At 74.8% G+C, this 22,282-nt stretch carries 22 protein-coding genes and 1 pseudogene; 11 read left to right on the top strand and 12 right to left on the bottom strand.

Features of this window, described 5'->3' with window-relative positions; all coding sequences use genetic code 11:
* Positions 1-33: 33 nt before the first annotated feature.
* From AB0K25_RS26510 to AB0K25_RS26485, 6 genes are all read left to right on the top strand, one after another.
* Positions 34-999 (top strand): hypothetical protein, encoded by a 966-nt coding sequence (locus AB0K25_RS26510; RefSeq protein WP_219468772.1) that lies wholly within the window; start codon positions 34-36, stop codon positions 997-999.
* Positions 1,000-1,027: 28 nt separating this feature from the next.
* Positions 1,028-1,885 carry a fused MFS/spermidine synthase gene (locus tag AB0K25_RS26505; protein WP_208570737.1) on the top strand — a complete coding sequence of 286 codons (858 nt, stop codon included), beginning with the start codon at positions 1,028-1,030 and terminating at the stop codon, positions 1,883-1,885.
* An 82-nt stretch (positions 1,886-1,967) separates the two neighbouring features.
* Positions 1,968-2,672 (top strand): sigma-70 family RNA polymerase sigma factor, encoded by a 705-nt coding sequence (locus tag AB0K25_RS26500; protein ID WP_219468769.1) that lies wholly within the window; start codon positions 1,968-1,970, stop codon positions 2,670-2,672.
* 14 nt (positions 2,673-2,686) lie between these two features.
* Complete coding sequence (locus tag AB0K25_RS26495; protein ID WP_255597934.1) at positions 2,687-3,451, top strand: zf-HC2 domain-containing protein; 765 nt, start codon at positions 2,687-2,689, stop codon at positions 3,449-3,451.
* Positions 3,452-3,655: 204 nt separating this feature from the next.
* Positions 3,656-4,333, top strand: a complete 678-nt coding sequence (locus tag AB0K25_RS26490; RefSeq protein WP_219468766.1) for a hypothetical protein — start codon at positions 3,656-3,658, stop codon at positions 4,331-4,333.
* A gap of 410 nt (positions 4,334-4,743) precedes the next feature.
* A complete protein-coding gene (locus AB0K25_RS26485; protein ID WP_219468764.1) occupies positions 4,744-5,664 on the top strand; it encodes a DNA-3-methyladenine glycosylase 2 family protein in 921 nt (306 codons plus the stop codon).
* A 114-nt stretch (positions 5,665-5,778) separates the two neighbouring features.
* Here the strand turns inward: AB0K25_RS26485 and AB0K25_RS26480 are convergent, their stop codons facing one another.
* The 3 genes from AB0K25_RS26480 to AB0K25_RS26470 form a co-directional block, all read right to left on the bottom strand.
* On the bottom strand, positions 5,779-6,288 hold the full coding sequence (locus AB0K25_RS26480) for a DUF1990 domain-containing protein (RefSeq protein ID WP_219468761.1): 510 nt from the start codon (positions 6,286-6,288) through the stop codon (positions 5,779-5,781).
* Between the two features lie 79 nt (positions 6,289-6,367).
* Positions 6,368-6,790 carry an SRPBCC family protein gene (locus tag AB0K25_RS26475; protein ID WP_219468759.1) on the bottom strand — a complete coding sequence of 141 codons (423 nt, stop codon included), beginning with the start codon at positions 6,788-6,790 and terminating at the stop codon, positions 6,368-6,370.
* Between the two features lie 218 nt (positions 6,791-7,008).
* Positions 7,009-7,218: a hypothetical protein gene (locus AB0K25_RS26470; RefSeq protein ID WP_208569499.1), complete on the bottom strand. Its 210-nt coding sequence runs from the start codon at positions 7,216-7,218 to the stop codon at positions 7,009-7,011.
* A gap of 133 nt (positions 7,219-7,351) precedes the next feature.
* On the opposite strand from AB0K25_RS26470, the gene AB0K25_RS26465 reads away from it, so the two are divergent.
* Positions 7,352-8,467 (top strand): ATP-dependent DNA ligase, encoded by a 1,116-nt coding sequence (locus AB0K25_RS26465; RefSeq protein ID WP_363823290.1) that lies wholly within the window; start codon positions 7,352-7,354, stop codon positions 8,465-8,467.
* A gap of 74 nt (positions 8,468-8,541) precedes the next feature.
* The gene (locus AB0K25_RS26460) at positions 8,542-10,080 is read left to right on the top strand and encodes an alpha/beta hydrolase (RefSeq protein WP_219470803.1); all 1,539 of its coding nucleotides are present in this window, start codon (positions 8,542-8,544) and stop codon (positions 10,078-10,080) included.
* Between the two features lie 110 nt (positions 10,081-10,190).
* Here AB0K25_RS26460 and AB0K25_RS26455 read toward each other — a convergent pair whose 3' ends face one another.
* A complete protein-coding gene (locus tag AB0K25_RS26455) occupies positions 10,191-10,685 on the bottom strand; it encodes a potassium channel family protein (RefSeq protein WP_219468753.1) in 495 nt (164 codons plus the stop codon).
* Between the two features lie 121 nt (positions 10,686-10,806).
* Between AB0K25_RS26455 and AB0K25_RS26450 the strand changes: the two genes are divergently transcribed.
* Entirely contained in the window at positions 10,807-11,259 is a 453-nt protein-coding gene (locus AB0K25_RS26450; RefSeq protein ID WP_219468750.1) for a GNAT family N-acetyltransferase, read from the top strand.
* A gap of 53 nt (positions 11,260-11,312) precedes the next feature.
* Here AB0K25_RS26450 and AB0K25_RS26445 read toward each other — a convergent pair whose 3' ends face one another.
* Genes AB0K25_RS26445 through AB0K25_RS26430 form a run of 4 tightly spaced genes read right to left on the bottom strand, consistent with a single transcriptional unit; the run spans position 11,313 to position 18,969 of the window.
* Entirely contained in the window at positions 11,313-12,053 is a 741-nt protein-coding gene (locus tag AB0K25_RS26445) for an ABC transporter ATP-binding protein (protein ID WP_357537723.1), read from the bottom strand.
* Complete coding sequence (locus tag AB0K25_RS26440) at positions 12,050-13,048, bottom strand: ABC transporter ATP-binding protein (RefSeq protein WP_208569503.1); 999 nt, start codon at positions 13,046-13,048, stop codon at positions 12,050-12,052. Before AB0K25_RS26440 ends, AB0K25_RS26445 begins: the two co-directional genes overlap by 4 nt.
* A gap of 1 nt (position 13,049) precedes the next feature.
* Positions 13,050-15,740: an FtsX-like permease family protein gene (locus AB0K25_RS26435; RefSeq protein WP_363823285.1), complete on the bottom strand. Its 2,691-nt coding sequence runs from the start codon at positions 15,738-15,740 to the stop codon at positions 13,050-13,052.
* Positions 15,741-15,783: 43 nt separating this feature from the next.
* The gene (locus tag AB0K25_RS26430; RefSeq protein WP_219468744.1) at positions 15,784-18,969 is read right to left on the bottom strand and encodes an ABC transporter permease; all 3,186 of its coding nucleotides are present in this window, start codon (positions 18,967-18,969) and stop codon (positions 15,784-15,786) included.
* Between the two features lie 155 nt (positions 18,970-19,124).
* On the opposite strand from AB0K25_RS26430, the gene AB0K25_RS26425 reads away from it, so the two are divergent.
* Positions 19,125-19,418, top strand: a complete 294-nt coding sequence (locus tag AB0K25_RS26425; RefSeq protein ID WP_208569506.1) for a hypothetical protein — start codon at positions 19,125-19,127, stop codon at positions 19,416-19,418.
* Positions 19,419-19,459: 41 nt separating this feature from the next.
* Here the strand turns inward: AB0K25_RS26425 and AB0K25_RS26420 are convergent, their stop codons facing one another.
* Positions 19,460-20,047, bottom strand: a complete 588-nt coding sequence (locus AB0K25_RS26420) for a GNAT family N-acetyltransferase (protein WP_363823282.1) — start codon at positions 20,045-20,047, stop codon at positions 19,460-19,462.
* Positions 20,048-20,061: 14 nt separating this feature from the next.
* Positions 20,062-20,250 carry a hypothetical protein gene (locus AB0K25_RS26415; protein ID WP_208569508.1) on the bottom strand — a complete coding sequence of 63 codons (189 nt, stop codon included), beginning with the start codon at positions 20,248-20,250 and terminating at the stop codon, positions 20,062-20,064.
* Between the two features lie 247 nt (positions 20,251-20,497).
* On the opposite strand from AB0K25_RS26415, the gene AB0K25_RS26410 reads away from it, so the two are divergent.
* On the top strand, positions 20,498-20,743 hold the full coding sequence (locus tag AB0K25_RS26410) for a hypothetical protein (protein WP_363823279.1): 246 nt from the start codon (positions 20,498-20,500) through the stop codon (positions 20,741-20,743).
* On the opposite strand, the gene AB0K25_RS26405 is transcribed toward AB0K25_RS26410, so the two are convergent.
* Both AB0K25_RS26405 and ligD read right to left on the bottom strand, forming a co-directional pair.
* Complete coding sequence (locus tag AB0K25_RS26405; RefSeq protein ID WP_219468737.1) at positions 20,736-20,891, bottom strand: hypothetical protein; 156 nt, start codon at positions 20,889-20,891, stop codon at positions 20,736-20,738. The two genes, AB0K25_RS26410 and AB0K25_RS26405, sit on opposite strands and share 8 nt — an antisense overlap.
* Before the next feature lie 366 nt (positions 20,892-21,257).
* Positions 21,258-22,271: pseudogene (gene ligD / locus AB0K25_RS26400) on the bottom strand (non-homologous end-joining DNA ligase); the annotation flags it as partial.
* Positions 22,272-22,282 lie beyond the last annotated feature (11 nt).

Genomic DNA, 22,282 nt, shown 5'->3' with positions numbered 1-22,282 from the left:
GGTGAGCGCGAGGTCGGTTCGTGGGGCGGTGACGTGACCGGGCCGCAGCTGTTCGTGGACGCCTGGGACCCGTCCTACGGGGCGTCGTTCGAGGCGACGCCGGGTGGGCCGGTGACGCCGAGCAGCACCCAGGTCGACACCGACGTGGAACTGCCGGCGGTGGACTGGCGGGCGATCGGGCCGCGCCCGGGGGTGGCCGCCCCGGACGTGGTGCTGCTCGTCGACGGGGTACGCCGGATCGACGCCAGCGTGTGGACGGCCGAGGAGGACGGTGCCTCGTACCCGGGGATCGCCGCCTCGTACGCGGCCGGGGTGGTCCGTTGTGACCTGGAGCGCGGCGCGGCCGAGCTGGCCGGGGCACGGGTGGGTCGGGGCCTGTTCACGGCCAGCCCGTCGGCGCAGGAGGTGGCCTGCGGGCAGGTGCGCTACCCGGTGCACCGGGTCGGCGGCACCGGGGAGCTGAGCAAGCTGCCCGCGGCGGTGCAGGCCCCGCTGACCGCCCTGGAGGTCGCCGTGTCCGACGCGGCCCGCACCGACGGGGACCTGCTGGTGGTGGACGGCCCGCTGCGGGCGCGTCGGCAGCTGCCGCGCACCCTGGGCTACATCAAGACCCAGCACAGCCAGTATCTCGACGCCCGGCTCACCGCCGTGGTCACCGGGCTGGGCTCCGGCCAGCGGTCCCCGGTGTTCCGGCTCGGCACCGCCTGGGGTGGCTGGTCGTGGTACCTGCGGCTGCCGGTGACGGTGGGTGCGCCGTGGGCCGGGATCGTCCGGCTGGAGTGCTCGCCCGACCTCGAACCGCAGGACGCGATCGCGCTGGCCGACCTGTCGCTGGTCACCCTGCCCCGGTTCGCCTCCTCGCCGTACAAGGACCCCCGGGCCCCGCAGAACCTGGTGCCGATCGCCGGGTTGGAGCGGCGGCTGCGCGGGCTGCTGGGCGACGCCCGGTTGCTGCACCGCGCGCTGACCATGGCCAGCCGCAGCGGGATGCGTCGCTGATGGGCCACGACCATGGGAGGTGCCGCTGATGGGCCGCCGTCGGGGCGACGACCGGATCGTCGTGGACGTGGACACCGGTCGGGCCGAGCTGGTGCCGGACCCGGACCGGCCGCGCTCGTGGACGCTGCTGCTCGACGACGCCCCGCAGTCGCACGTGGACCTGGCCGACCCGACGCACCTGGAGTTCGAGTACGTCCGTCGGTTCGGCGCGGCGCTGGACCTGCTCGCCCCGCCGGGGGCCCCGCTGCGGGTGCTGCACCTGGGCGGCGGCGCGCTGACCCTGCCCCGGTACGTGCAGGTCACCCGGCCCGGGTCGACGCAGCGGGTCGCCGAGGTCGACGGCGCGCTGGTGGAGCTGGTCCGCCGAGAGCTGCCCTGGCCGGCCGACTCCCGGCTGAAGGTGCGGGTCGCCGACGCCCGGGCCACCCTGGAGGCCAGCCGCGACGGCGGGTACGACGTGGTGGTCGCCGACGTCTTCGCCGGTGCGCGTACCCCCGCCCACCTGACCAGCGCGGAGTACGCGGGGCAGGTGGCCCGGGTGCTCGCGCCGGGCGGCTGGTACCTGGCCAACCTGGCCGACGGTCCACCGTTGCGGCACGCCCGCGCCCAGGTGGCGACGGTGCGTTCGGTGCTGCCCCGGGCCGCCCTGGTCGGTGACGCGGCCGTGCTGCGGGGGCGGCGGCACGGCAACCTGGTGCTGGTGGCGGGGCGGGTCGAGCCGCCGGTGCCGGAGTTGACCCGCCGCGCGGCCGGGGACTGGTTCCCCGGTCGGGTGCTGGCCGGCGACCAGTTGGACCGGTTCGTGGCCGGCGCGGCGGTGGTCACCGACGCGGACGCCACGGGCTCCGTTCCGCCGCCGCCAGGAATTTTTTCGGTCCGCCGTTGATCCGCCGGGATGGGCGTTCCGTATCAAGGGTCGGCGCCCTCCCCGTGGGCCCGCTGATGTCGGTGGACAGCAGGAGGTCTGGATGAGTGCGGTCGCGGCCGGCTTGCACGGCGAATTGGCCAGGCCAGGGTGGATGTTCGCCCGGGCCCAGCCGCAGTCGCGTGCGTCGAGGTCAAGCCGGGGGGTCGACGCCGGCCCCACCGATCGCCAGAATGGCCCGGTGACTCCGCGGTCGGCGCCCGGGCGGCACCAGGCCCCGGCGACGACCCCGGAGGCGAGCCACTCCGACCAGTTGGTCCGGCTGCTCTACGCCGAGCACGCCGGCCCGCTGCTGATGTTCGTGATGCGGTTGACCGGTGGTGACCGGCAGCGCGCCGAGGACATCGTCCAGGAGACGCTGCTGCGGGCCTGGCGCAACGCACACCGGCTGGGCGTGCAGGGGCAGGGTTCGCTGCGGCCCTGGCTGGTCACGGTGGCCCGGCGGATCGCCATCGACGAGCACCGCAGCGAGCAGGCCCGCCCGCCGGAGACGTACGACCGGGATCTGACGGCGTTCGCCGAGGCGGACAGCACCGACCGGGTGCTGCGCACCATGACGGTGGCGGACGCGCTGCGTACGTTGAGCCAGTCGCACCGGGAGATCCTGGTGGCGACGTACTTCCGTGGCCGGACGGTGCCGGAGGCGGCCGAGGAGTTGGGCCTGCCGCTGGGCACCGCGAAGTCGCGGGTCTACTACGCGCTGCGCGCGCTGCGCACGGCCCTACAGGAGAGGGGGGTGACGGAATGAGCCGGGCAGACCATATGGACGTAGCCGCCTACGCGCTCGGCGTCCTGGACGTGCAGGACACCGAACGGTTCGAGGAACACCTCGCGACCTGCTGGGCGTGTGCCGCCGAGTTGGAGACCATGGTCCCGGTGGTGGGGCTGCTCTCCGACATCGACGGCGAGACGATGATGGCGATGGAGCAGACCGCGACGGACCCGCGGCTGTTGGACCGCACCCTGGTCGCGGTCCGTACCCACCGGCGCAAGGCCCGGTTCCGGCAGGTGCTGTCGATGGCCGCCGCGGTGGTGGCGGTCGGCGCGCTCAGCGGCGTCGGTGTGGCCACCTTCGGCAACCCGGGCGGCGGTTCCGGCCCGGTGATCGCCGAGCCGAGCCGGTCCGCGCCGGTGGACGGGCCGGCGAGCCCGCAGCCGACCCGGTCGGGGCCGTCGGTGGGTGGCACCGAGATCGAGGGCGACCAGTTCGACGCGACCGACGGCAGCACCGGGGTGAAGACCACCATGTGGCTCGCCAGCAAGGAGTACGGCACCTGGATCGGGTTCAACCTGACCCGGCTGCCCGGCCCGCGCACCTGCCGGCTGGTGGTCATCCGCAAGAACGACACCACCGAGGTGATCTCCACCTGGGCGGTGCCGGGAACGGGTTACGGCACCACCGCCAACCCGCAGAATCTCCAGTTGGAGGCGTCCACCTCGGCGCCGCGCGGTGAGATCGCGAAGTTGCAGGTGCAGTCGGTGGACGCCAACGGGGTGGCGAGTCCGCTGGTGACCCTGGTTCCCTGAACCAACCGTCGAAACGGCGTCGACCCGGTCCGGGTCGACGCCGTTTCGGCTTTCCGGGCCCGGAGGGTGCCTCTGCTGGCGCACACGTACGGCCGGCCGGAACGGTTCAACGAATCAGATGTGAAATGGCCCACTGTAGATCGTTCAACCTTGACAGTGGACGCTCCGTACTACTCGGTGAACCGCCAAGAATGAGGAGGGCACGTGGCAAAGATCAAGCGGACGACCGTCATCGTCGCGAGCGCGGTGGTCGCACTCACGGCCTGCGCACCCGCAGGTTACAACGGAGCGAACTCCAGCGCAGCCGAGCCGGTCGCCGTCGCCGCGGCCGAGCCCACCGCGTCGGTCGAGCCGGATACCTCGGCCTCCCCCGGTGCGCCCGGCGCCTCGGGCGCCCCCGCCGCCGACCAGGCGCCGCCCCCGGCCAACGTTCAGCTCACCGACCAGCTCGTCGGTAAGAAGATCGCCCGGATGGGCAAGGTCGTGGTGGACCAGGAGGGCTTCATCCTCTACCGCTTCGACAAGGACTCCGACGATCCGCCGTCGTCGAACTGCGTCGACAAGTGCGCCCAGGTCTGGCCGCCCGCGCTGACCGACGGCAACCCGCAGCTCCAGGGCGTCTCCGACGACAAGGTCGGCACCGTCACCCGCCAGGACGGCACCCGCCAGATCACCATCGGTGGTTGGCCGGTCTACCGCTACATCGGCGACAAGAAGGCCGGCCAATGGAAGGGCCAGGGCGTCGGCGGCACCTGGTTCGTGGTCGACCCGAACGGCAAGAAGAACCTGACCTGCCTGCCCACCGGCACCCCGAAGGCGGTCGCCCCGCCGGCGGCCGGCGACTCGGGCGGCTCCAGCAGCGGCGGCGACTACACCTACTGATCCAGCATCAGCCGGGACACGGTGGCCGGTCGCAGCCGGGGAGGGCGCGGCCGGCCACCGGCACACCAGGGCCTCGACGTACCGGCAGCGTCGCACGGTCCCGGCCGCGACGCCGGCCCTCACCGGGCCGGCGTCGCGGTACCACCCGCCGGACCCTCCCCCCACGAACCCCCGGAGCGGACGAGGGCGGTGGACGCGCCACACGCCAGCGGGCGCGCGCCATCGAAGGTCCCCCCAACCCCGCACCCACGGCCGCTCGGGCGGCCGGTCCACTCCGGGATGGAGACACCGCCGACGCGCAGGGCGTCGGCGGTGTCGTCCATTTCCGGCCCCGGCCCCTCGCCGGGGCGGGGCCGGACGCCGGGGCGGGGCCGGGTGACCCGGCCGCCCGGGCATGGCACAGTGACGGGGTGACCTGGGACGAGCCGGCAGCACGCCGGGTGCTGCGACCGCCGGCCGACTACCGGTTCACCGCCTCCGTCCGGCCCCTCACCTTCAGCCCGTACGACCCGTGTGCGCGGATCGCCGCCGGCACCTTCTGGTGGGCCACCCGCACCCCGGCCGGTCCGGCCACCCTCGCCCTGCGCCCTGGGCAGGGGGAACTGGTCGCCGAGGGCCACGGGCCGGGTGCCGACTGGGTGGTCGAGCGGGCCGACGCGGTCGCCGGCCTGCGCGACGACCTGACCGGCTTCGCCGAGCTGGCCGCCGCCCATCCGGTGGTGGCCGAACTGGCCGCCCGGCACCGGGGGCTGCGGATGCCCGCCACCGGCCAACTCTTCCCCCGGGTGCTGCGCGCCGTCTTCGAACAGAAGGTCACCGGCACGGAGGCGTACCGGGCGTACGCGGCGACCGTACGGCACTTCGCCGAGCCCGCGCCCGGCCCGTTCCAGCCGCTGCTGCTGCCACCCGACGCGGCCACCGTGGCGGCGACGCCGTACTGGGTGTTCCACCCGTTCGGCGTGGAGCAGCGCCGGGCCGACACGCTACGGCGGGCCGCCGCCCTGGCCGACCGGCTGGAACGCTGCGTCGACAGCGCCGAGGCGACCCGACGGCTCACCGCGATCCCCGGCATCGGCCCGTGGACCGCCGCCGAGGTGGTCCGGATCGGGTACGGCGACCCGGACGCGGTAAGCGTCGGCGACTACCACGTGCCGAACACGGTGGCCTGGGCGCTCGCCGGTGAGGCGCGCGGTGACGACGCCCGGATGCTCGACCTGCTCGCCCCGTTCCGGGGTCACCGGGGTCGGGTCTGCCTGCTGCTGGCCGTCGCCGGCATCCAGGCGCCCCGGTTCGGTCCCCGGATGCCGATCCGCTCCTTCGCCCGCTTCTGACCCCTCCCCACCAGCCACCGTCGCCCCGCCGGGCGGGGACCCGGTGCGCCGTGTCGCCGATGCAGGGGGCTACCGGGGCGGGTGGCTGCCGTTACCGAGGCGACCCCGGGTCGCTCATGACGTCGGCTGGTGGGAGAGCCGGCGCAGGGTGTGGGCCAGCCAACGGGCGTACCCGTGCTGGACGGCGCGACCGGCGGGCCCGGCGGCGGTCATGAACCAGCGGTCCGGCCGGCTGAACGCGGTGACCTCGAAGCTGACCCTGCCTTCAGCGTCGCAGCGGACCAGGAACGCTTCCTCCCCGCGTTCCGGATGGCCGGGCAGGGTGCCGTAGCCGAAGCCGGCCTCCCGGTCGCCCTCGGCCACCCAGACCACCTCGCACGGCCCCCACACCCGCAGTGGTCCCAGCCCGAGCCCCGGGGTGACCCGCGCCCCGGGCGCGGCCCGGGGCGCGTCGGTGCGCATCCGCACCCCGGCCGCCCGGTGCAGCCGCCAGCTCAGCACCGCCTCGGCGGCGACCAGGAAACTGCCGGGCGGCATCGGGGCGGTGTGCCGCAGGTGGTGGTAGCCCGCCGGTAGCGGCCCCCGTCGGGTCGCACCCACCTCGGGGTACGTCAACTCGGACACCGTGCCTCCCCAGGGTCACCCCCAGCCTATGGCCGATGTCGTCGACCGGCGACCCGACCGGCGGTGCCGCCCACCCGGCTCAGCCGGCCTCGCAGCGTCGCCGGAGCCCGTCGGCCTCCAACCGCAGGTAACGGCGCACCAGCCGGCCGCCGAGCCGGCCGGTGGGTCCGGCGAGGGGTCCGGTGAGCACCAGGGCCAGCTCCACCCGGACCCGACCGTCGGGCAGCGGCACGATCCGGTGCTCGCCCCGGCTGTGCACCCCCGGGGTGCTGGACTCCCAGACGAAGCAGCGGGGCGGGTCGATCTCGGTGACCCGCCAGGACGTCGGACGGAGCCAGGGCTGCTCCAGCCGGGCGGTGGCCCCGAGGACCAACGGTCCGGCCTCACCCCGGCGGGCGGTCCGCACCGATTCGGTCCACTCGGGCCAGCGGTCGATGTCGCTCTGCACCGCCCAGACCGTGTCGATGTCCGCGTCGATCTCGGTCGCCGTCTCGAACCGCATGCCGCCTCCGTGGCTCCACCGGCGGCACCCGCGTGCCGCCCGGTTCCCCGACGAGCCTGCCGCAGCGATCGTGACCGGGCCACCCTCCGGTCGCCCTCCCGACCGTGCGACCTCCCGACCGTGCGCCCGCCGGGACGCGGCCCGGCCGGACGCGGGGATCGGACGTAGCCTCGACCGGACGGGGCCTCGGCCGGGTCGGGCCTCGACCGGTGCGCGGGTCAGCCGGCCTCGCGCAGGTCGGCCAGGTCCAGCGGGGTGTGCCGGTGGAGCAGCTCGGTCAGTTCGGCGACGGTGCCCGCCTCGCCGAGCACGTTCCTGCCGCCGCCGAAGCGGGCCGGATAGCGGTGCACCAGGCGGTAGCGGTGCCGGCCCCGCACCAGCTCGACGCTGACCTGCCAGCGCCCACAGCAACCACACCGCCACTCCACCCCGCGACGGTAGCTCCGAGCTGCGCAGACGAATCCGCCCCCGAGGGACGGCCGGTACCCACGGGGACACGCCGGACCGGGACCGACGGTGATCTGCCTCACCACTGTCGGTGGCGTCTGGTTGACTGTCGCCGTGGACCTGCCGATCAACCCGCCGGTCGAGCCGATGCTGGCCAAGAGCGTGGCCCGCCTGCCCACCGATCCCGGCCTGACCTACGAGCCCAAGTGGGACGGCTTCCGCTGCATCGTGTTCCGCGACGGCGACGAGGTCGAGCTGGCCAGCCGGGGCGGCAAGTCGATGACCCGCTACTTCCCCGAGGTGGTCGCGCAGGTCCGGGCGCAGCTGCCCGAGCGGTGCGCGGTCGACGGCGAGCTGATCGTGATCCGGCGCGACGGTCCGGGCGGCCAGCCCCGGCTCGACTTCGAGCAGCTCGCCCAGCGGATCCACCCGGCCGCCTCCCGGGTCGCCCTGCTCGCCGAGACGACCCCGGCCGACTTCGTCGCCTTCGACCTGCTCGCCCTCGACGACGAGCTGCTGGTCGACCAGCCCTACCCGACCCGGCGGGAGCGTCTGGTGCGGGCGCTGGCCGGGGTCCGGCCGCCGGTGCACGTCACCCAGGTCACCACCGATCCGGAGACCGCCCGGCGCTGGTTCGAGGTGTTCGAGGGTGCCGGGCTGGACGGGTTGATCGTCAAGCCGGCCGACCTGACCTACCAGCCGGGCAAGCGGCTGATGGCCAAGGTCAAACATGCCCGGACGGCCGACGTGGTGGTCGCCGGGTTCCGCTGGCACAAGTCCGGGCCGGTGGTCGGCTCGTTGCTGCTGGGCCTCTACGACGACGCCGGGGTGCTGCACCACGTCGGGGTCAGTGCCTCGTTCACCATGGCCCGCCGGCAGGAGCTGCTCGACGAGCTGGCCCCCTACCGGGAGGGCGACGCGGAGCACCCGTGGGTGCACGGCGACCACGAGCGCGGCCAGCGGATCCCCGGCGGGGTCAGCCGCTGGACGGGCGGCAAGAACCTCGACTGGGTGCCGCTGCGCCCCGCGCTGGTGATGGAGGTCGGCTACGACGCGATGGAGGGCGACCGGTTCCGGCACACCGCCCGGTTCGTCCGCTGGCGGCCCGACCGCGATCCCCGGTCCTGCCGCTACGACCAGCTCGACCGCCCGGTGCGCTTCGACGTCGACCAGGTGCTCCGGGGCGATCCGGCGGCGACCGTGCCGCCGGACGTCGGCACCCGGGCGTAGCCTGACTGCTACCCGATCATGGAGGTTCGCCGGTGACCAGCACCGCCCGCCGCAACCGCCGGTTCCGGCTCGCCCTGGCCGGGTTCGTCGCGGGCGCGTTGCTCGTCACCGGGTGCACCCTGCCGGCGTTCGCCCCGCGGACGGAGGACTCGTCGGCGGCGGCACCGGGCGACACGCCCGCCTGGCGGGCCTGCCCGGAGGTGGCCGACGAGCTGGTGGGCCGGGGTGCCCCGGGCATGCGCTACGAGTGCGCCCGGATCGCGGTGCCCCGCAACTGGGGTGCCGGGACGGGAGCGACCACCGGACCGGGCAGCGGCGAGACCTTCGAGATCGCGCTGCTGCGGGCCCGGTCCTCGAAACAACGGGACCGGATCGGTTCCCTGGTGATCAACCCGGGTGGGCCGGGCGGTTCCGGCGTGGACACCGCCGTCTACCTGTCCTTCGGGCCGTCCTTCGGGGGGCTGCCCGCCGCGGTCACCGACCGGTTCGACATCGTCGGCTTCGACCCGCGCGGGGTGTCCCGGTCCAGCCCGGTCAAGTGCATCTCCGACGCCGACCTGGACGCCAGCTTCGGCTACGACCCCGACCCGCGCAGCCAACAGTCGTTCGACGCCTACCAGGCGCTCAACCGGCGGATCGGCCAGGGCTGCGGCAACCGGTACGGCGACCAGCTCCCCCTCTACGGCACCGAGCAGGCCGCCCGGGACATGGACGCGGTGCGGGCCGCCGTCGGCGACGACAAGCTCACCTACCTCGGCTACTCCTACGGCACCCTGCTCGGCGCGACCTACGCCCAGCTCTACCCGCAGCGGGTCCGGGCGCTGGTGCTCGACGGTGCGGTCGACCCCCGACAGCAGTTGGTGGCCGGGTCGGAGAGCCAGGCCCGGGGCTTCGAGCGGGCATTCGACAACTTCGACCGGTGGTGCGCGGCGAATGCCGGCCGCTGCCCGATCGCCCCGGACGCCCGGGCTGCGGTGACCGCGGCGATCGACAAGGCGAAGGTCTCCCCGGTACGCGGTGCCGACGGGCGGGAGGCCACCTCCGGGTGGGTCTTCTACGCGGTGATCTCCTCGCTCTACACCGAGTCGGGTTGGGAGGAGTTGGCCCGCGCGATCGACCGGCTCGACGAGGGCGACCCGACCGACGTGTTCAAGCTCGCCGACGCGTACGCCGGGCGGGGCGAGGACGGGCACTACTCCAACCTCTTCGACGCCAACCTCGCGGTCAACTGCGCCGACGAGACCGAGAAGCCCAGCGTGGCGCAGATCCGCCAGTTGCAGTCGCAGTGGCGGCAGCAGTACCCGCTGTTCGGGCCGGCCCTGGCGGTGGGGATGTTCGGTTGCGTCGAGTGGCCGGGCGGGCGGGACCCGTACCCGACCGGCCCGGCCGACGGGGCGCCACCGATCGTGGTGGTGGGCACCACCGGTGACCCGGCCACGCCGTACGAGCAGACGGCCCGGCTGGCCGCGATGCTGGGGGTCGGCCGGGTGCTCACCTGGGAGGGCGAGGGGCACACCGCCTACCCGCAGACCGCCTGCATCACCGAGGCGGTGGACGCCTACCTGATCTCGCTCACCGTCCCCCGGGAGGGGTTGCGCTGCCCCGCCCGCTGACCCGGCGACGCCGCCACCGGGCGATGGACGCTCCCGCCGGGCGAGACGGTCACCGACCCCACCACGTCACGGTCGCTGCTCCGACCGGGTTTCGGGGTCGCTGCCGGTGGTCAGCGGCGGTTGCGGCGTCCGCGCAGCCGCTGCCTGACCAGGGTCGCGTGGTCCGGTGGGGCCGGCGGCGGTGGCAGCTCCGGCAGCTCGATGCCCTGCCGGGCGGCCAACTCCTCCAGCAGCGCCCGCATCCGGCGCACGTCGTTCTTCAGCTCCTCCTGCTCGACGTGCTCGAAGGCGTCGTCGTCGACGATGAGCCGGCTGGCGAAGTGCGCGGTGATCAGGGGAATGACCAGCAGCACCATGGTGGAGATCAGCAGCGCGGCCAGGACGCGTCCCTGCCAGCTGGTCGGGGAGATGTCGCCGTAGCCGACGGTGGAGGCGGTGACCACCGCCCACCACACGGCGTCGGCGGCGCTGCGGTGCTCCACCTGGCCGTAGATCACCCCGGCCACCACGATCATCAGCAGGTACGACGTGATCAGCGTCCGGGGCGAGTTGGCGAAGTACACCAGGCCCCGGTAGACCCACCGGAACGGCAACAACAGCTTCATGCCGCACCATGCTGCCTCCCGGACGCCACCGCCGCCCGCCGGGCGTCCGACGACCGACCGCAGGCCGGGACACCCACCTGTGCCCGGCGACCGGGCGGCGTGCTGTGACAGGCTGCCGGTCATGACCGACGTGATCCTCCGCGAGGCGGTCCGGGACGACCTGCCCGCCATCCTGGCCCTGCTCGCCGACGACGTGCTCGGCCGGACACGCGAGCACACCGGGGTGGACGAGGCGTACGAGCGGGCGTTCGCCGCCATCACCGCCGACCCACGCAACCAGCAGCTGGTGGCCGAACGCGCCGGGGAGGTCGTCGGCTGCTTCCAGCTCACCTACATTCCGGGGCTGGGCCGGCACGGCGCGGAACGGGCGCTCGTGGAGGCGGTCCGGGTCCGCTCCGACCTGCGCGGGCACGGGGTGGGCCAGGCGATGATGACCTGGGCGATCGACGAGGCTCGACGGCGGGGCTGCGGGTTGGTGCAGCTCACCACCGACAAGTCCCGCACCGACGCGCACCGCTTCTATCAGCGCCTCGGCTTCGTCGCCAGCCACGAGGGCATGAAACTCCCCCTCTGACCGTGAGGATGTGGGAGCGGGTCACCCGGCCGGTCTGACCCACTCTCTGCCGGTCAGTCGTCGACCAGGCGGCCGTCGCGCAGGGTCAGCGCCCGGTCGGCCACCTCGATCAGAGCCGGGTCGTGGGTGGCGACCAGGGCGGTCATCCCCCGCGCGTGCACCACCGCGCGGAGCAGGTCCATGATCGCCCGGCCGGTCTCGGAGTCGAGCTGACCGGTCGGCTCGTCGGCGATCAGCAGGTCGGGTTCGTTGGCCAGGGCGCGGGCCACGGCGACCCGCTGCTGCTGCCCACCGGACAGCTCGTACGGGCGCTGACCGGCGTGGCCACCCAGGCCGACCAGTTCCAGCAGCACCGCCACCCGCTGCTCACGCTCCGCCGCCGGGACCCGGGCCAGCCGCAGCGGCACCCCGACGTTCTCCGCCGCCGACAGGATCGGCACCAGCCCGAAGGTCTGGAACACGAACCCGACCGTGCCCCGGCGCAGCCGCAGCAGCTCGGCCTCGCCGGCACCGGTGACGTCGTGCCCGGCCACCCGGACCCGGCCGGTGTCCGGTCGGTCCAGCCCGCCGACCAGGTTCAGCAGGGTGGTCTTGCCCGCGCCGGAGCGGCCCCGCACCGCCACCAGCTCACCCCGGGCGGCGGTGAAGGAGACCTCACGGACGGCGTGCACGGCGTGCCGTCCCCGGCCGAACGTCCGGCTCACCCCCTCGACCCGGACCACCTCGTCGGTGACCGCGTCGGCGGCCCGGACGACCGTCGTGTCGGCCCGGACGGCGGGAACCTGCTCGCTCATGCGTCACTCCCGTTCTGGTCCGGCGTCTGGTCGCCGGGGCGGACTTGCACGTGGTCGGGGGCGAGATCGAGGCGGACCCGGTCCCGCAACGCCAGGGCCGCCACGAAGGGCGCCGGGAGCTGCATCCGGCCGGTCCGGTCCAGCACCGCGTACTCCTCGCTGACCAGTTCGGTGCTGCCGTCGGCGCCGATCCGCGCGGTCCGGCGTACCTCGGAGGCGGTCCGGCCGTCGCGGATCGCGACGGTGCGGCGGACCTGGTCGGCGACGGCGTGGTCGTGGGTGACCACCACCACGGTCACCCCCAGTTCGGCGTTGATGGTGCGCAGCGCCGCGAAGACCTCCGCGCCGGTCGCCTCGTCCAGCTCCCCGGTCGGTTCGTCGGCGAAGAGCACCTCCGGGTCGTTGGCGACCGCCACCGCCACCGCGCAGCGCTGCTGCTCACCACCGCTGAGCTGCCCGGGACGCCGGTCCGCGCAGTAGCCCACCCCGACCAGGTCCAGCAGCTCGTCGGCCCGTCGTCGGCGGGCCCGGCCACCACCGCCACGCCGGGCCAGCCGCATCGGCAGCTCCACGTTCTCCCGGGCGGTCAGGTACGGCAGCAGGTTGCGGCCGGTCTGCTGCCAGACGAACCCGACGGTGTGCCGCCGGTAGCGCAACCGGCGGCGGGCCGACAGCGCCAGCAGGTCGTAGTCGGCCACCCGGGCGATCCCCGCCGTCGGCGTGTCCAGCCCGGAGAGGATGTTGAGCAGGGTCGACTTGCCCGAGCCGGAGGCCCCGACGATCGCCACCAGCTCACCCCGGTCGATCACCAGGTCGAGCCCCTGGAGGGCGACCACCTCGACCCCTTCGGTCTTGAAGATCCGGACTAGGCCGTCGCAGACGATGTGCCCGCGCAGCCGGTCCTGCCCGCCGGCCCGTTCGGCCGCCCGCTGCGCCGCCCGGCGTTGCAGGTCCGCCAGGTCGGGTACGACGGGGTTCTGGGCGGTCGTGGTCATCTCAGCTCTCCTCTCCGAGCCGGAGCACCTCGCCGAGGCGCATCCGACGGTTGTTCAAAGCCTCCACCGCCATGGCGAAGCCCAGCGCGACCGCGCCGAGCCCGACCGTGGCGGCGACCAGACCGGGCGCGAAACCCACACGTACCGGTGTGCCGTTGGTGAACGCGGCGAGCCCGAGCAGCGGGGTGAGCAGCACCGGCAGCAGCACCCCGACCAGCGCTCCGGTCAGCACCGCCACCCCCACCAGCGGGGCCAGCTCCACCAGCAGCAGCCCCCGCCACTGCCGGCGGGACAGCCCCAGGGTGCGCAGCCGGGACAGCACCTCACCCCGGGCGCGGGCCCCGGCGAGGACGGTGAAGGCGACGGCGAGCAGGGCCAGCACCCCACCGGCCACCGCCCCGGCGACGAACCCGAACGCCAGCAGCCCGTTCGCGCCACCGCCGCCCAGCCGCAGCCGGGTCTGCGACCAGGTCTGCACCACCACGCCCCGGGGTCGTTCCCGGCCGGTCACCGCGCCGCCGGTCTGGTAGCGCTGCTGTCCCTCGTCCCCGACCTGCCGCAGCACCCCGGCGTCGAGCCGGTCACCGGCGACCAGGAACGCGGTGGGAACGGGCGGGCTGTCCCGCGGGGGCAGCGCCTGCCAGGGCAGCACCACGTACCGGCTGGTGTTGGGTCGGGCCAGCGGGAAGTCGACGACGGTGTCGACGGGCGTGAACTCGTACCGCTGGCCCTGCACGGTGATGAAGGCGGACCGCAGCCCGGCGTCGGCCAGGTCGGCGGCGACCGCCGGGGAGACCACCGCCGGCAGCGGTCCGCCGCCCGGCCGGGCGTCGCGCAGCGGGCCGGGCACCCGGACGTCCCGGCCGGCGGCCCGTGCCGTGCGAGCCAGCCCGGGGCCGTCGACCAGCAGCACGCTGGTGTCGCGCAGCCGGGCGTCGGTGCCGTCGGCGTCGGTCGCCAGGCGTTGCGCCGACTCGTCGGCCAGCGCGGTGGCGGCCCGCACCCCGGCCAGGCGTTCCAGTGCCGGGCCGGTGTCCGGGGCGAGCCGGTCGCCTCGGATCAGCGCGTCCGCCGGCACCGCCCGGGTGGCGACGTCGTCGCGGGTGTCCTCGATGCCGGTGGCGATCACCGCGCAGAAGGCGGCGGTGGCGACCGCGAGCACCACCACGACCAGCGGGGTGGCCGCCGCCGCCCGGCCGGCGCGGGCCGTGCCCAGGAAGGCGACACTTCCCCGGGTACGCGCGGCGAGCCGCCCGGCCAGCCGCACCGGCCACGGGTAGAGCCGCAGCGCCAGCACCGACGCGGCGACCGCGACCAGCGCCGGCACCGACACCAGCAGCGGGTCCACCGTGCCGGGGGTGAGCCCGCGCCGCCGCAGCAGCACCACCGCCACCCCGGCCAGCAGCACCAGGGCGGCCTCGGTGGTGGCCCGCCGCGCGGACGGCCGTAGCCGGCCCAGGTCCCGCCGCCCGACCACCCCGGACGGTACGGCCAGCGTCGCCACCGGCAGGGCCAGGGTGACCAGGGCGGTCGCGCCGACGGCGAGCGGGCCGGTGTCGCCGGGCGCACCGGGCAGCAGGCCGCCGAGCAGCCAGCCCAATCCGGCGGCCGGCGGTACGACCAGCACCGACTCGGCGAGGCTGCGCCGCACGCCGGTGGTGACCCCGCCACCCCGGGCCCGGATCAGCGCGAACTCGGTGCGGCGTCGGCGCACGGTCGACGCGGCGGCCAGCACCACCAGCCCGGCGAGTGTCGCCAACACCCCGGCGGCGATGACGGCGAGCAGGGTACGGGCCGAGGTGACCGCCCGCCCGAACTCGCGCAGCGGGACGTCGACCCCCTGGGTCAGCTCCTTGCCGGTGCCGGTGCTGGCCCGCACCAGCCGCTGCACCCCGTCGACGAGGTGGTCGATGCGCCGGACGTCCATGCCGTCGGCGCCGAGCCGGTACCGCCAGGTGAACGACACCGGATGGTCCTCGACGGCCAGCCGGTCCAGCGCGGCGACGGAGACCAGCCCGACCAGGATGAACGGTTGGCCGTCCCCCTCCGGCTCGGCCACCTCCAGCACCGAGGGCAGGGTGTCCCAGTTGCCGTCGGCGGGGTCGACGGGCCGGAACAACCCGACCACGGTCAGCGGGGTCGGCGGGTGTTCCTCGTCGGGCGGGGCGAGGGTGAGCCGGCTGCCGACCCGTAGCCCGAACCGGCCGGCGATGTCGGCGGCCAGGGCCACCTGCACCGGGGCGTCGGCGGCGGCCGTCCCGTCCGGCCAGCGTCCCTCGACCAGGGTGCCCGCCGTCTCGACCCCGGGCATGGCCCGCAGGCCGAGGTGCACCAGGTAGTTGCCCCGGGCCAGGTCGGGGCCGGTGACCCGGTCCTCGGGGGTCTGCGCGGCATACCACCGCTGCGCCACGGCGGCCCGTACGTCGGCGGGCATCCGCTGCTGGAGCGTGTCCAGCTCGACCGCCTGGCTGCTCACCGACGGGGCGTCGACGCCGGGGCGGGTGGTGTACGTCAGGTCGCGGCGGGCGGCGGGCTCAGCGGCGAGGTGTTCCCGCAGGCCCTGGTCGGCCAGCCGGTTGACCACCCGGGGCACCCCGCCGACGAGCAGGGCGATCACCAGGGTCAGCGCGGCCAGCAGCAGGAACTGCCCGCTGTGGGCGCGCACCCGACGGATCACGGCACCGATGTTCATCGCTGGTCCTCCCCCTGGTGCGACGGTCCGGTCGTCGACGCCCTCACCGGTCTCCCCCGGTGTGCAGCCGGGCGATGGCGACCCGCCGCCGCAGCCCGGCGGCCATCGCCGCGCTGCCGGCCAGCGCGGCCAGCAGCAACCCCGCCACGGTCCACCCGATCGGGGTCCAGGCCAGGGCGAACACCGGTGCGGGCACCGGACGCCCGGCGGCCGGGGTGAGCACCACCAGCGGCGCCATGGTGGCCCCGACCACCGCGCCGAGCAGCAGCCCGACACCGACGCCGATCCCGGCCAGGAAGGTCTGCTCGGCGAGCAGCGCCCGGGCCAGCAGCCGGGGCGACGCGCCGAGGGTGTGCAGCACCGCGAACTCACCGGTCCGGTGTCGGGCGGTGGCCCAGACGTCCACCACCAGACCGACGAGGGCGAGCAGCACCGAACCGAGGGCGGCGGCCAGCAACCCCGTCCGGGCACCCTGCCAGTACGGGTCGTCGGCGGCCACGGCGGCGGCCTGCCGGCGGTCCAGCAGCGTCGTCCCGGGCAGGGCGGCGGCGGCCCGCGTCGCCTCGGCGTGCGCGGCGGGGTCGACCCGTAACCACCACTCGGGCACCGTCCGGACGGTCCCGGAGTTGCGGATCAGCCAGTCGGTGGCCGCCGGCAGGTCGAGCAGCACCCCGTCACCGGCGGTGGCGGGCAGCGCGGTCACCTCCCCGACCAGGCGCACCGGCAGGGAAACCCCGGACAGTGTCAGCACGACCGTCTCCCCGGGCCGAACGTTGAGCGCGGCCCGCACGGCGGGGGTCATCAGCGCCGGTGCGGGGGTGTCCGGGCCGTCCGGCACCACCGTGAAGCGGGACGACGGCTGGTAGGCGTACCGGCCGCCGTCGAGGAACCCGACGGGGTGGGTGGCGGTCAGCCCGGCGTCGACGACCCTGGCGCTGCTCTGCCCGGTGGGCTCTGCGGCAGCCACCCGCCACCGGCCGGTGAGGGCGACGGCGGTCGACCGGGCGTCCGGGCCGACGGTACGCAGGTCACGCACCTGGAGCGCGTATTCGGTGCCGGCCACGTCCCCGCCGTCGGCCTCGAATCCGGCCAGTCGTAGCCCGTCCACGGCCGGCAGGGTGACGCGGAACCCGACGGCCTGCCCGTCGCTGCCGGTGCGCGCCACGGGCAGCCGGTACGCCACCCCGTCGGCCCGGGTGAGCAGCACCGACACGGCGATCCGGTGCGGAACGACGGCTTGGTCGACGGGGGTCTGGACGGTGCCGGTGAGGCTGCGGGCGTCGGCCGGCAGCGGCACCCCGAGGGCCGGTCCCCGGGCGGCGGTCAGCGGTGCGAACAGCTCCCGCGCGGGCCGGTCGGCGAGTCGGTCGCTGAACTTGCCCACCTCGGCGGCGTGTGCGGTGTCCAGGCCCAGCACGGTGGCCTGCCGGTCGTCGCGGCCGACCCGGATGTCGTCCCGCCAGACCGGCAACGCCCGGTCGACCCCGGGCAGGGCGGCGAGCGTCGCGACCCGGTCGACGGGGGCGACCCCGCTCCGCTCGACCAGCCGCAGGTCCGCGCCGACGGTGTGGTCGGCCTGGTCGACCTGGGACCGTTCCCCGGTGGCGACCAGCGACCAGGCCAGGGTGCTGCCACCGACGGCGAGGGCGAGCAGCAGCACCGGTCCGGCGTGCGGACGCCGGCCGGCCTGCCACATGCCGAAGATGGTCGCGGTCCACAGCCGCCGGTCGACGAACCGTTCGGCGAACCGGGTGGCCGGGGGGAGCAGCCGCAACGCCACCACCGCACCGGCCAGCACCCCCAGGGTCGGCGCGGCCACCAGCAGCGGGTCGACCCCGAGGTCGTTGCCCGCGCCGGCCAGGGGTGAGGAGTAGCGGCGCAGCTGCACCCAGGCCAGCACGGCGAAGGCCACCAGGGCCAGGTCGAGCCCGGCCCGGCTGACCGTGGCGACCCGGTCGGGGCGGGACCGGGCGGCCAGGTCGGCCACGTAGGTGCCCGCGCCCCGCAGGGTGGGGGCGACCATGGCGACGAGACAACCGACGGCGGTGGCGACGGCCGCCACCCACACCCACCGGCCGCCGCCGACGGCACCGCCCAGGTCGACCGGGCCGTCGGCGGCGACCCGGCGCAGCACCCCACCGGCGAGCAGCGGCCCGAGCAGGGCCGCCGGGACGACCACCAGGGTCGCCTCCCGGGCGGCCAGGCCGGCGAGCTGCCGGCGGGCCGCGCCCCGGGCCCGTAGCAGGGCGGTCTGCGCTCGGCGGTCCTCGTTCAGCAGGGCGGCGATCAGCACCAGCGCGTACCCGCCGAGGACCACGATCAGCAGCAGGGGGGTGGCCAGCGCGGAGCGACCGGCCAGGTCGGCCCGGCTGATCCGGTCGATCAGCCGGTCGAGGGTGGTGACCGCCTGTGCCGACGAGCCGAGCCCGGCCGCCTCGGGCACCTCCGTCGCGGCGGTGGCGACGGCCCGACGCAGCGCCGGCAACCGGTCCGCCCCGACGGCGGCCAGGTCGGGCGCGACCACCCAGGATGCGGAGACCGAGCCCGAGAAGGTGGCGGCGAAGTCGGCCGGGTCGAGCACGAACGGCCCGTGCGTGGCGTCGGCGTCCGGGTCGACGCCGAGCCCGGGGGCGAGCCGCCAGTACGGGTCGGCCGGGTCGCGCGGTCGCCAGGTCCCGGAGAGCACCACCTCGGTACGCCGGTCGGCGCTGCGGTCGCGCATCGGCACCCGGTCGCCGGTCCGCAGTCCCAGCGCACCGGCGACCTTCTCCGGCAGGGTGGCCTGGAGCGGGCCGGCCCCGGGGGTGGGCCAGCCGCCGTCGACGAGGTCGGCGTGGTCGACCAGGTCGTCCAGGGTGGCCAGGCTGGCGAAGACCGGTTCCTTGCCGGTACGGGTGCCCGGCCCGAGGTCGCCGGTGAGTTCCCGCCCCGTGCCGTAGCGGGCGGCGGCGACCCGCACCGGGACGTCCCCGAGGGCGGTCCGGAAGCCGTCCCGCACGGCCCGGTCCCGGCTGGTGAACTCGGTGTGGTCGCGCCCGCCGGAGCCGCTGACCAGCAGGCTGCGTTCCTCGACGGGGGCGGCGGCGATCAGCGCGCGTTGACCGGCGTCGACGGCCCGCCGGTTGTAGTCGGCCAGCCCGGTGACCAGTGCGATCGCGACCAGTGCGGCGGCCACCGCCGCGAGCAGCAGCCCCCGCGCCTCGCGGGCCCGCCTCCACACCAGCTTCATCCGTTGCCTCCCCGGGGGCCCGGGGTCGGGCCGACGGAGAGCAAGAGTGGCGACCCGGCGGTAAAGGTTCGCACCCGTTACTTGATCGTTACTCCGGTCACCGTGCGGCCGGGCCGGGGTTGGCCGTTCGGCGTCGATCTGGTGGGATCGGCGGCATGGAAATCGCCCTCATCCTGTCGAGCACCGCCCTCGTGCTGGCGCTGCTGTTGCAGCTCCCCCGCCGGGACGGCCGGGGCGACGGCTCGTTTCGGCTGGTGGAGATCGAGCGTCGCCAGCGGCTGATCATGGAGCATCTGGGCATCGTGGACCGGGGCCCGGCTCTGCCCGGGGTGCGGGAGCACCTGGCCCGGGGCGAGAAGATCAAGGCGATCAAGGCTTACCGGGAGGCGACCGGGACGGACCTGCGCACCGCCAAGGAGGCGGTCGAGGCGATCGCCGCCGGACGCTGAGCCGACTGGGCCGGCCGGGACGCCTCCCGACCCGGCCAGGGTCAGCCCTGGACCGGCGTCCGCCGGGCCGGTCGGTACATGGAGCAGACCAGGGGGCCGCCCTCGATCGTGGTGCGCGCCGTGACCGTGAAGCCGAGGCGTTCGTAGCGGCGGACGTTGCGCTCGTCGGAGGTTTCCAGCGCGATGCCGTTCGGGTCGCCGGACTCGTCGATGAGGGTCACCCCCGCGGCGGCGACGGCGGAGCCGAGACCGATGCCGCGCCGCTCCGGGTGGACGCCCAACGTCGCGAATTCCCACGCGCCGGGTGGCCGCGCCGGCAGCTCGACGGCCATGAGCGCCGCCAGCCGGTCACCGTGCAGCTCCGCGATCCGCGCCTGGAGGCCCTCCCCCGGCGCGGGCGCGTCGCCCGGCAGGAACGCGGCGACCGCCTGAGCGTCGTCAGTGACGAGGACCAGGCCGTGCGCGAGGGCGTGGCCCAGGTAGAGGGCCTGTAGCTCTTCGAGTCGACGCGGGTGGTCGTCGGCCGGGATCGACCATCGCGTCCACGGGTAGTCGTGGAAGGCGACGGCGAGCGTACGTGCGGCGCGGGGCAGGTCGAGGGCGGTGGCCCGGCGGATGTGGCTGGTCATCGGCCCGAGCCTAGTCAGTCCTTGGTCAGCTCCGGCCGGTGCTCGCGGATCCACGCCTCGACGTCGACCTTCCGCCACACCTTGCCCATCGCCAGCACCGCCACGGGTTCCGGGAAGTTCCTCTGGTTGGCGATCACGGACGCGCGCTGCCGGGAGACGTTCCCGAGCATCGTCCTGATCTCCGACACGCCGACGAGGTCCACGGGTTGACAATGACAGCACCCACCGATCTCGACGCCGACAACTACGGAGGCTATTGACGGAGACAACGGACAGGGCCACGATAGTAGCGTGACCGAGTCGAACGTTTCGCCTGTTCATGATCGGCAGCGGCGGCCCGTGGGCGGGCATCCGCCGATGCGCCCGCTGTGGCGGTGCCGCACGTGCGCCGCACCCTGGCCGTGCCAACCCGCCCGCCTGCTCCTGACCAGGGAGTACCGGCGGGACCGGGTGGCACTGTCGATCTACATGGCCAGCCAGTTGTTCGAGGCCACCGCCGATCTGGTGCGACTCAATCCGCACCCGGCCCCGTCCCCGGCGGAACTGTTCGACCGTTTCCTCGCCTGGACGGCCCGACCGTCCACCCGGGCCGCGAACACGTCCCGGTCGGGCGACGGGCGTCGACCCGGGGCCGCGACCCCGGAACCGGAACCGGCTACGGACCGCCCGGCCGACCGCCTGCCGGAAACTATCTGACGAGCAGGGTCAGTAGTCCGGTGAGGGCGACGAGGACCGCCGCCACCCCGGTGAGCACGGCCGGCAAGATCTTGAGGTATTCCAGGATCACGGAATGCCGGTGCGGCGTCCCACCGATCCGCTGCGTTCTTCTCGTCGTGGCCGCCATGGTGATTCCCCTGTCCGGTGCCCGCGTCCGGTCGGATGAATCGGAGCCGCTGACCGGCGAATCGACTGTCGCCGCCGGGCAGCAGCCGACCGGACACTCCACAGCGAGGGCATAATCCCTGGTCACACGAGTGCAGCCGACTTCCGCGCATCCTACCTTTCATATTCGACCGTAGGCGCGACGACCAGCCGAGCGCAATCATCAGTACCGGAAAGAGTGCGGAGGAATGCCATTTTCACGCGTGGGAGTGGCATGCTGCGCAACTGATTTCGGATTACCGGCGGACAGCCCGTACCCACCGTCGCCGCCGGCATTCCGATTTCCGTCGGCGGGGGTCGGCGGCTTTGACTCGGCGGTGTCGTCGGCCGGGCGCTTCGCCCGGCTCGGCTGCACCCGTTTCGGTTCGCCCGGCATCTTCGGATGGTCGGGCGGGTAGGGCAGGTCGCCCAGTCCGTGCCCGGCGTCCCGCTCGGCCCAGTCGAGCAGGGGCGTGATGTCGACCGGGTCGTCGTCGATGCCCGCGTGCGGGTCGCCCCGCTCGGCCAACCGGACCGGCACCGTTTTCAGGTCGAAGTCGTCCGGGTCGACGTCGGGCAACTCGTCCCAGGTGACCGGGGTCGAGACGGTGGCCCGCGCGTTGGCCCGCAGCGAGTACGCGCAGGCGATGGTGCGGTCCCGGGCCATCTGGTTGTAGTCGACGAAGACCCGGTGCCCGCGCTCCTCCTTCCACCAGGCGGTGGTGACGAGGTCGGGACGACGCCGTTCCAGCTCCCGGGCCAGCGCGATGGTGGCCCGGCGGACCTCGGTGAACGTCCAACGCGGGGCGATGCGCAGGTAGACGTGCAGCCCTCGACCGCCGGAGGTCTTCGGCCAGCCGGTGATGCCCAACTCGCCGAGAATGCCGCGCAGCTCGGCGGCGGCAGTGGCCGCGTCGGCGAAGTCGGTGCCGGGCTGCGGGTCGAGATCCACCCGCAGCTCGTCGGGGTGGTCGACGGCGGCGGCCCGGACCGGCCAGGGGTGGAACACCACGGTGCCCATCTGCGCGGCCCAGGCGACGTGGGCGAGGTCGGTGGGGCGCAACTCGTCGGCCCCGCGCCCGCTGGGAAAGGTGATCCCGACGGTCTGCACCCACGGCGGCACCCCCCGGGTGGGCACCCGCTTGGAGTAGAACGCCTCCCCCTCGACCCCGTCGGGGAAGCGTTGCAGGGTGGTCGGCCGGTCCCGCAGGGCGCGCATGATGCCGTCGCCCACCGCGACGTAGTAGTGGAAGACGTCGGCCTTGGTGAACCCACGCCCCGGGAAGATCACCCGATCCGGACTGCTCAGCCGGACGGTGTGCCCGGCCACCTCGACCTCGGTCGCCTTCGCGCTGCCCGCCATGGCGCGACCAT

The sequence above is a fragment of the Micromonospora sp. NPDC049257 genome (assembly GCF_040678915.1).
GTDB lineage: Bacteria > Actinomycetota > Actinomycetes > Mycobacteriales > Micromonosporaceae > Micromonospora > Micromonospora antibiotica.
The sequence above is the reverse complement of the archived record's forward strand: the minus strand, read 5'-3'. Positions and strand labels throughout refer to the sequence as shown.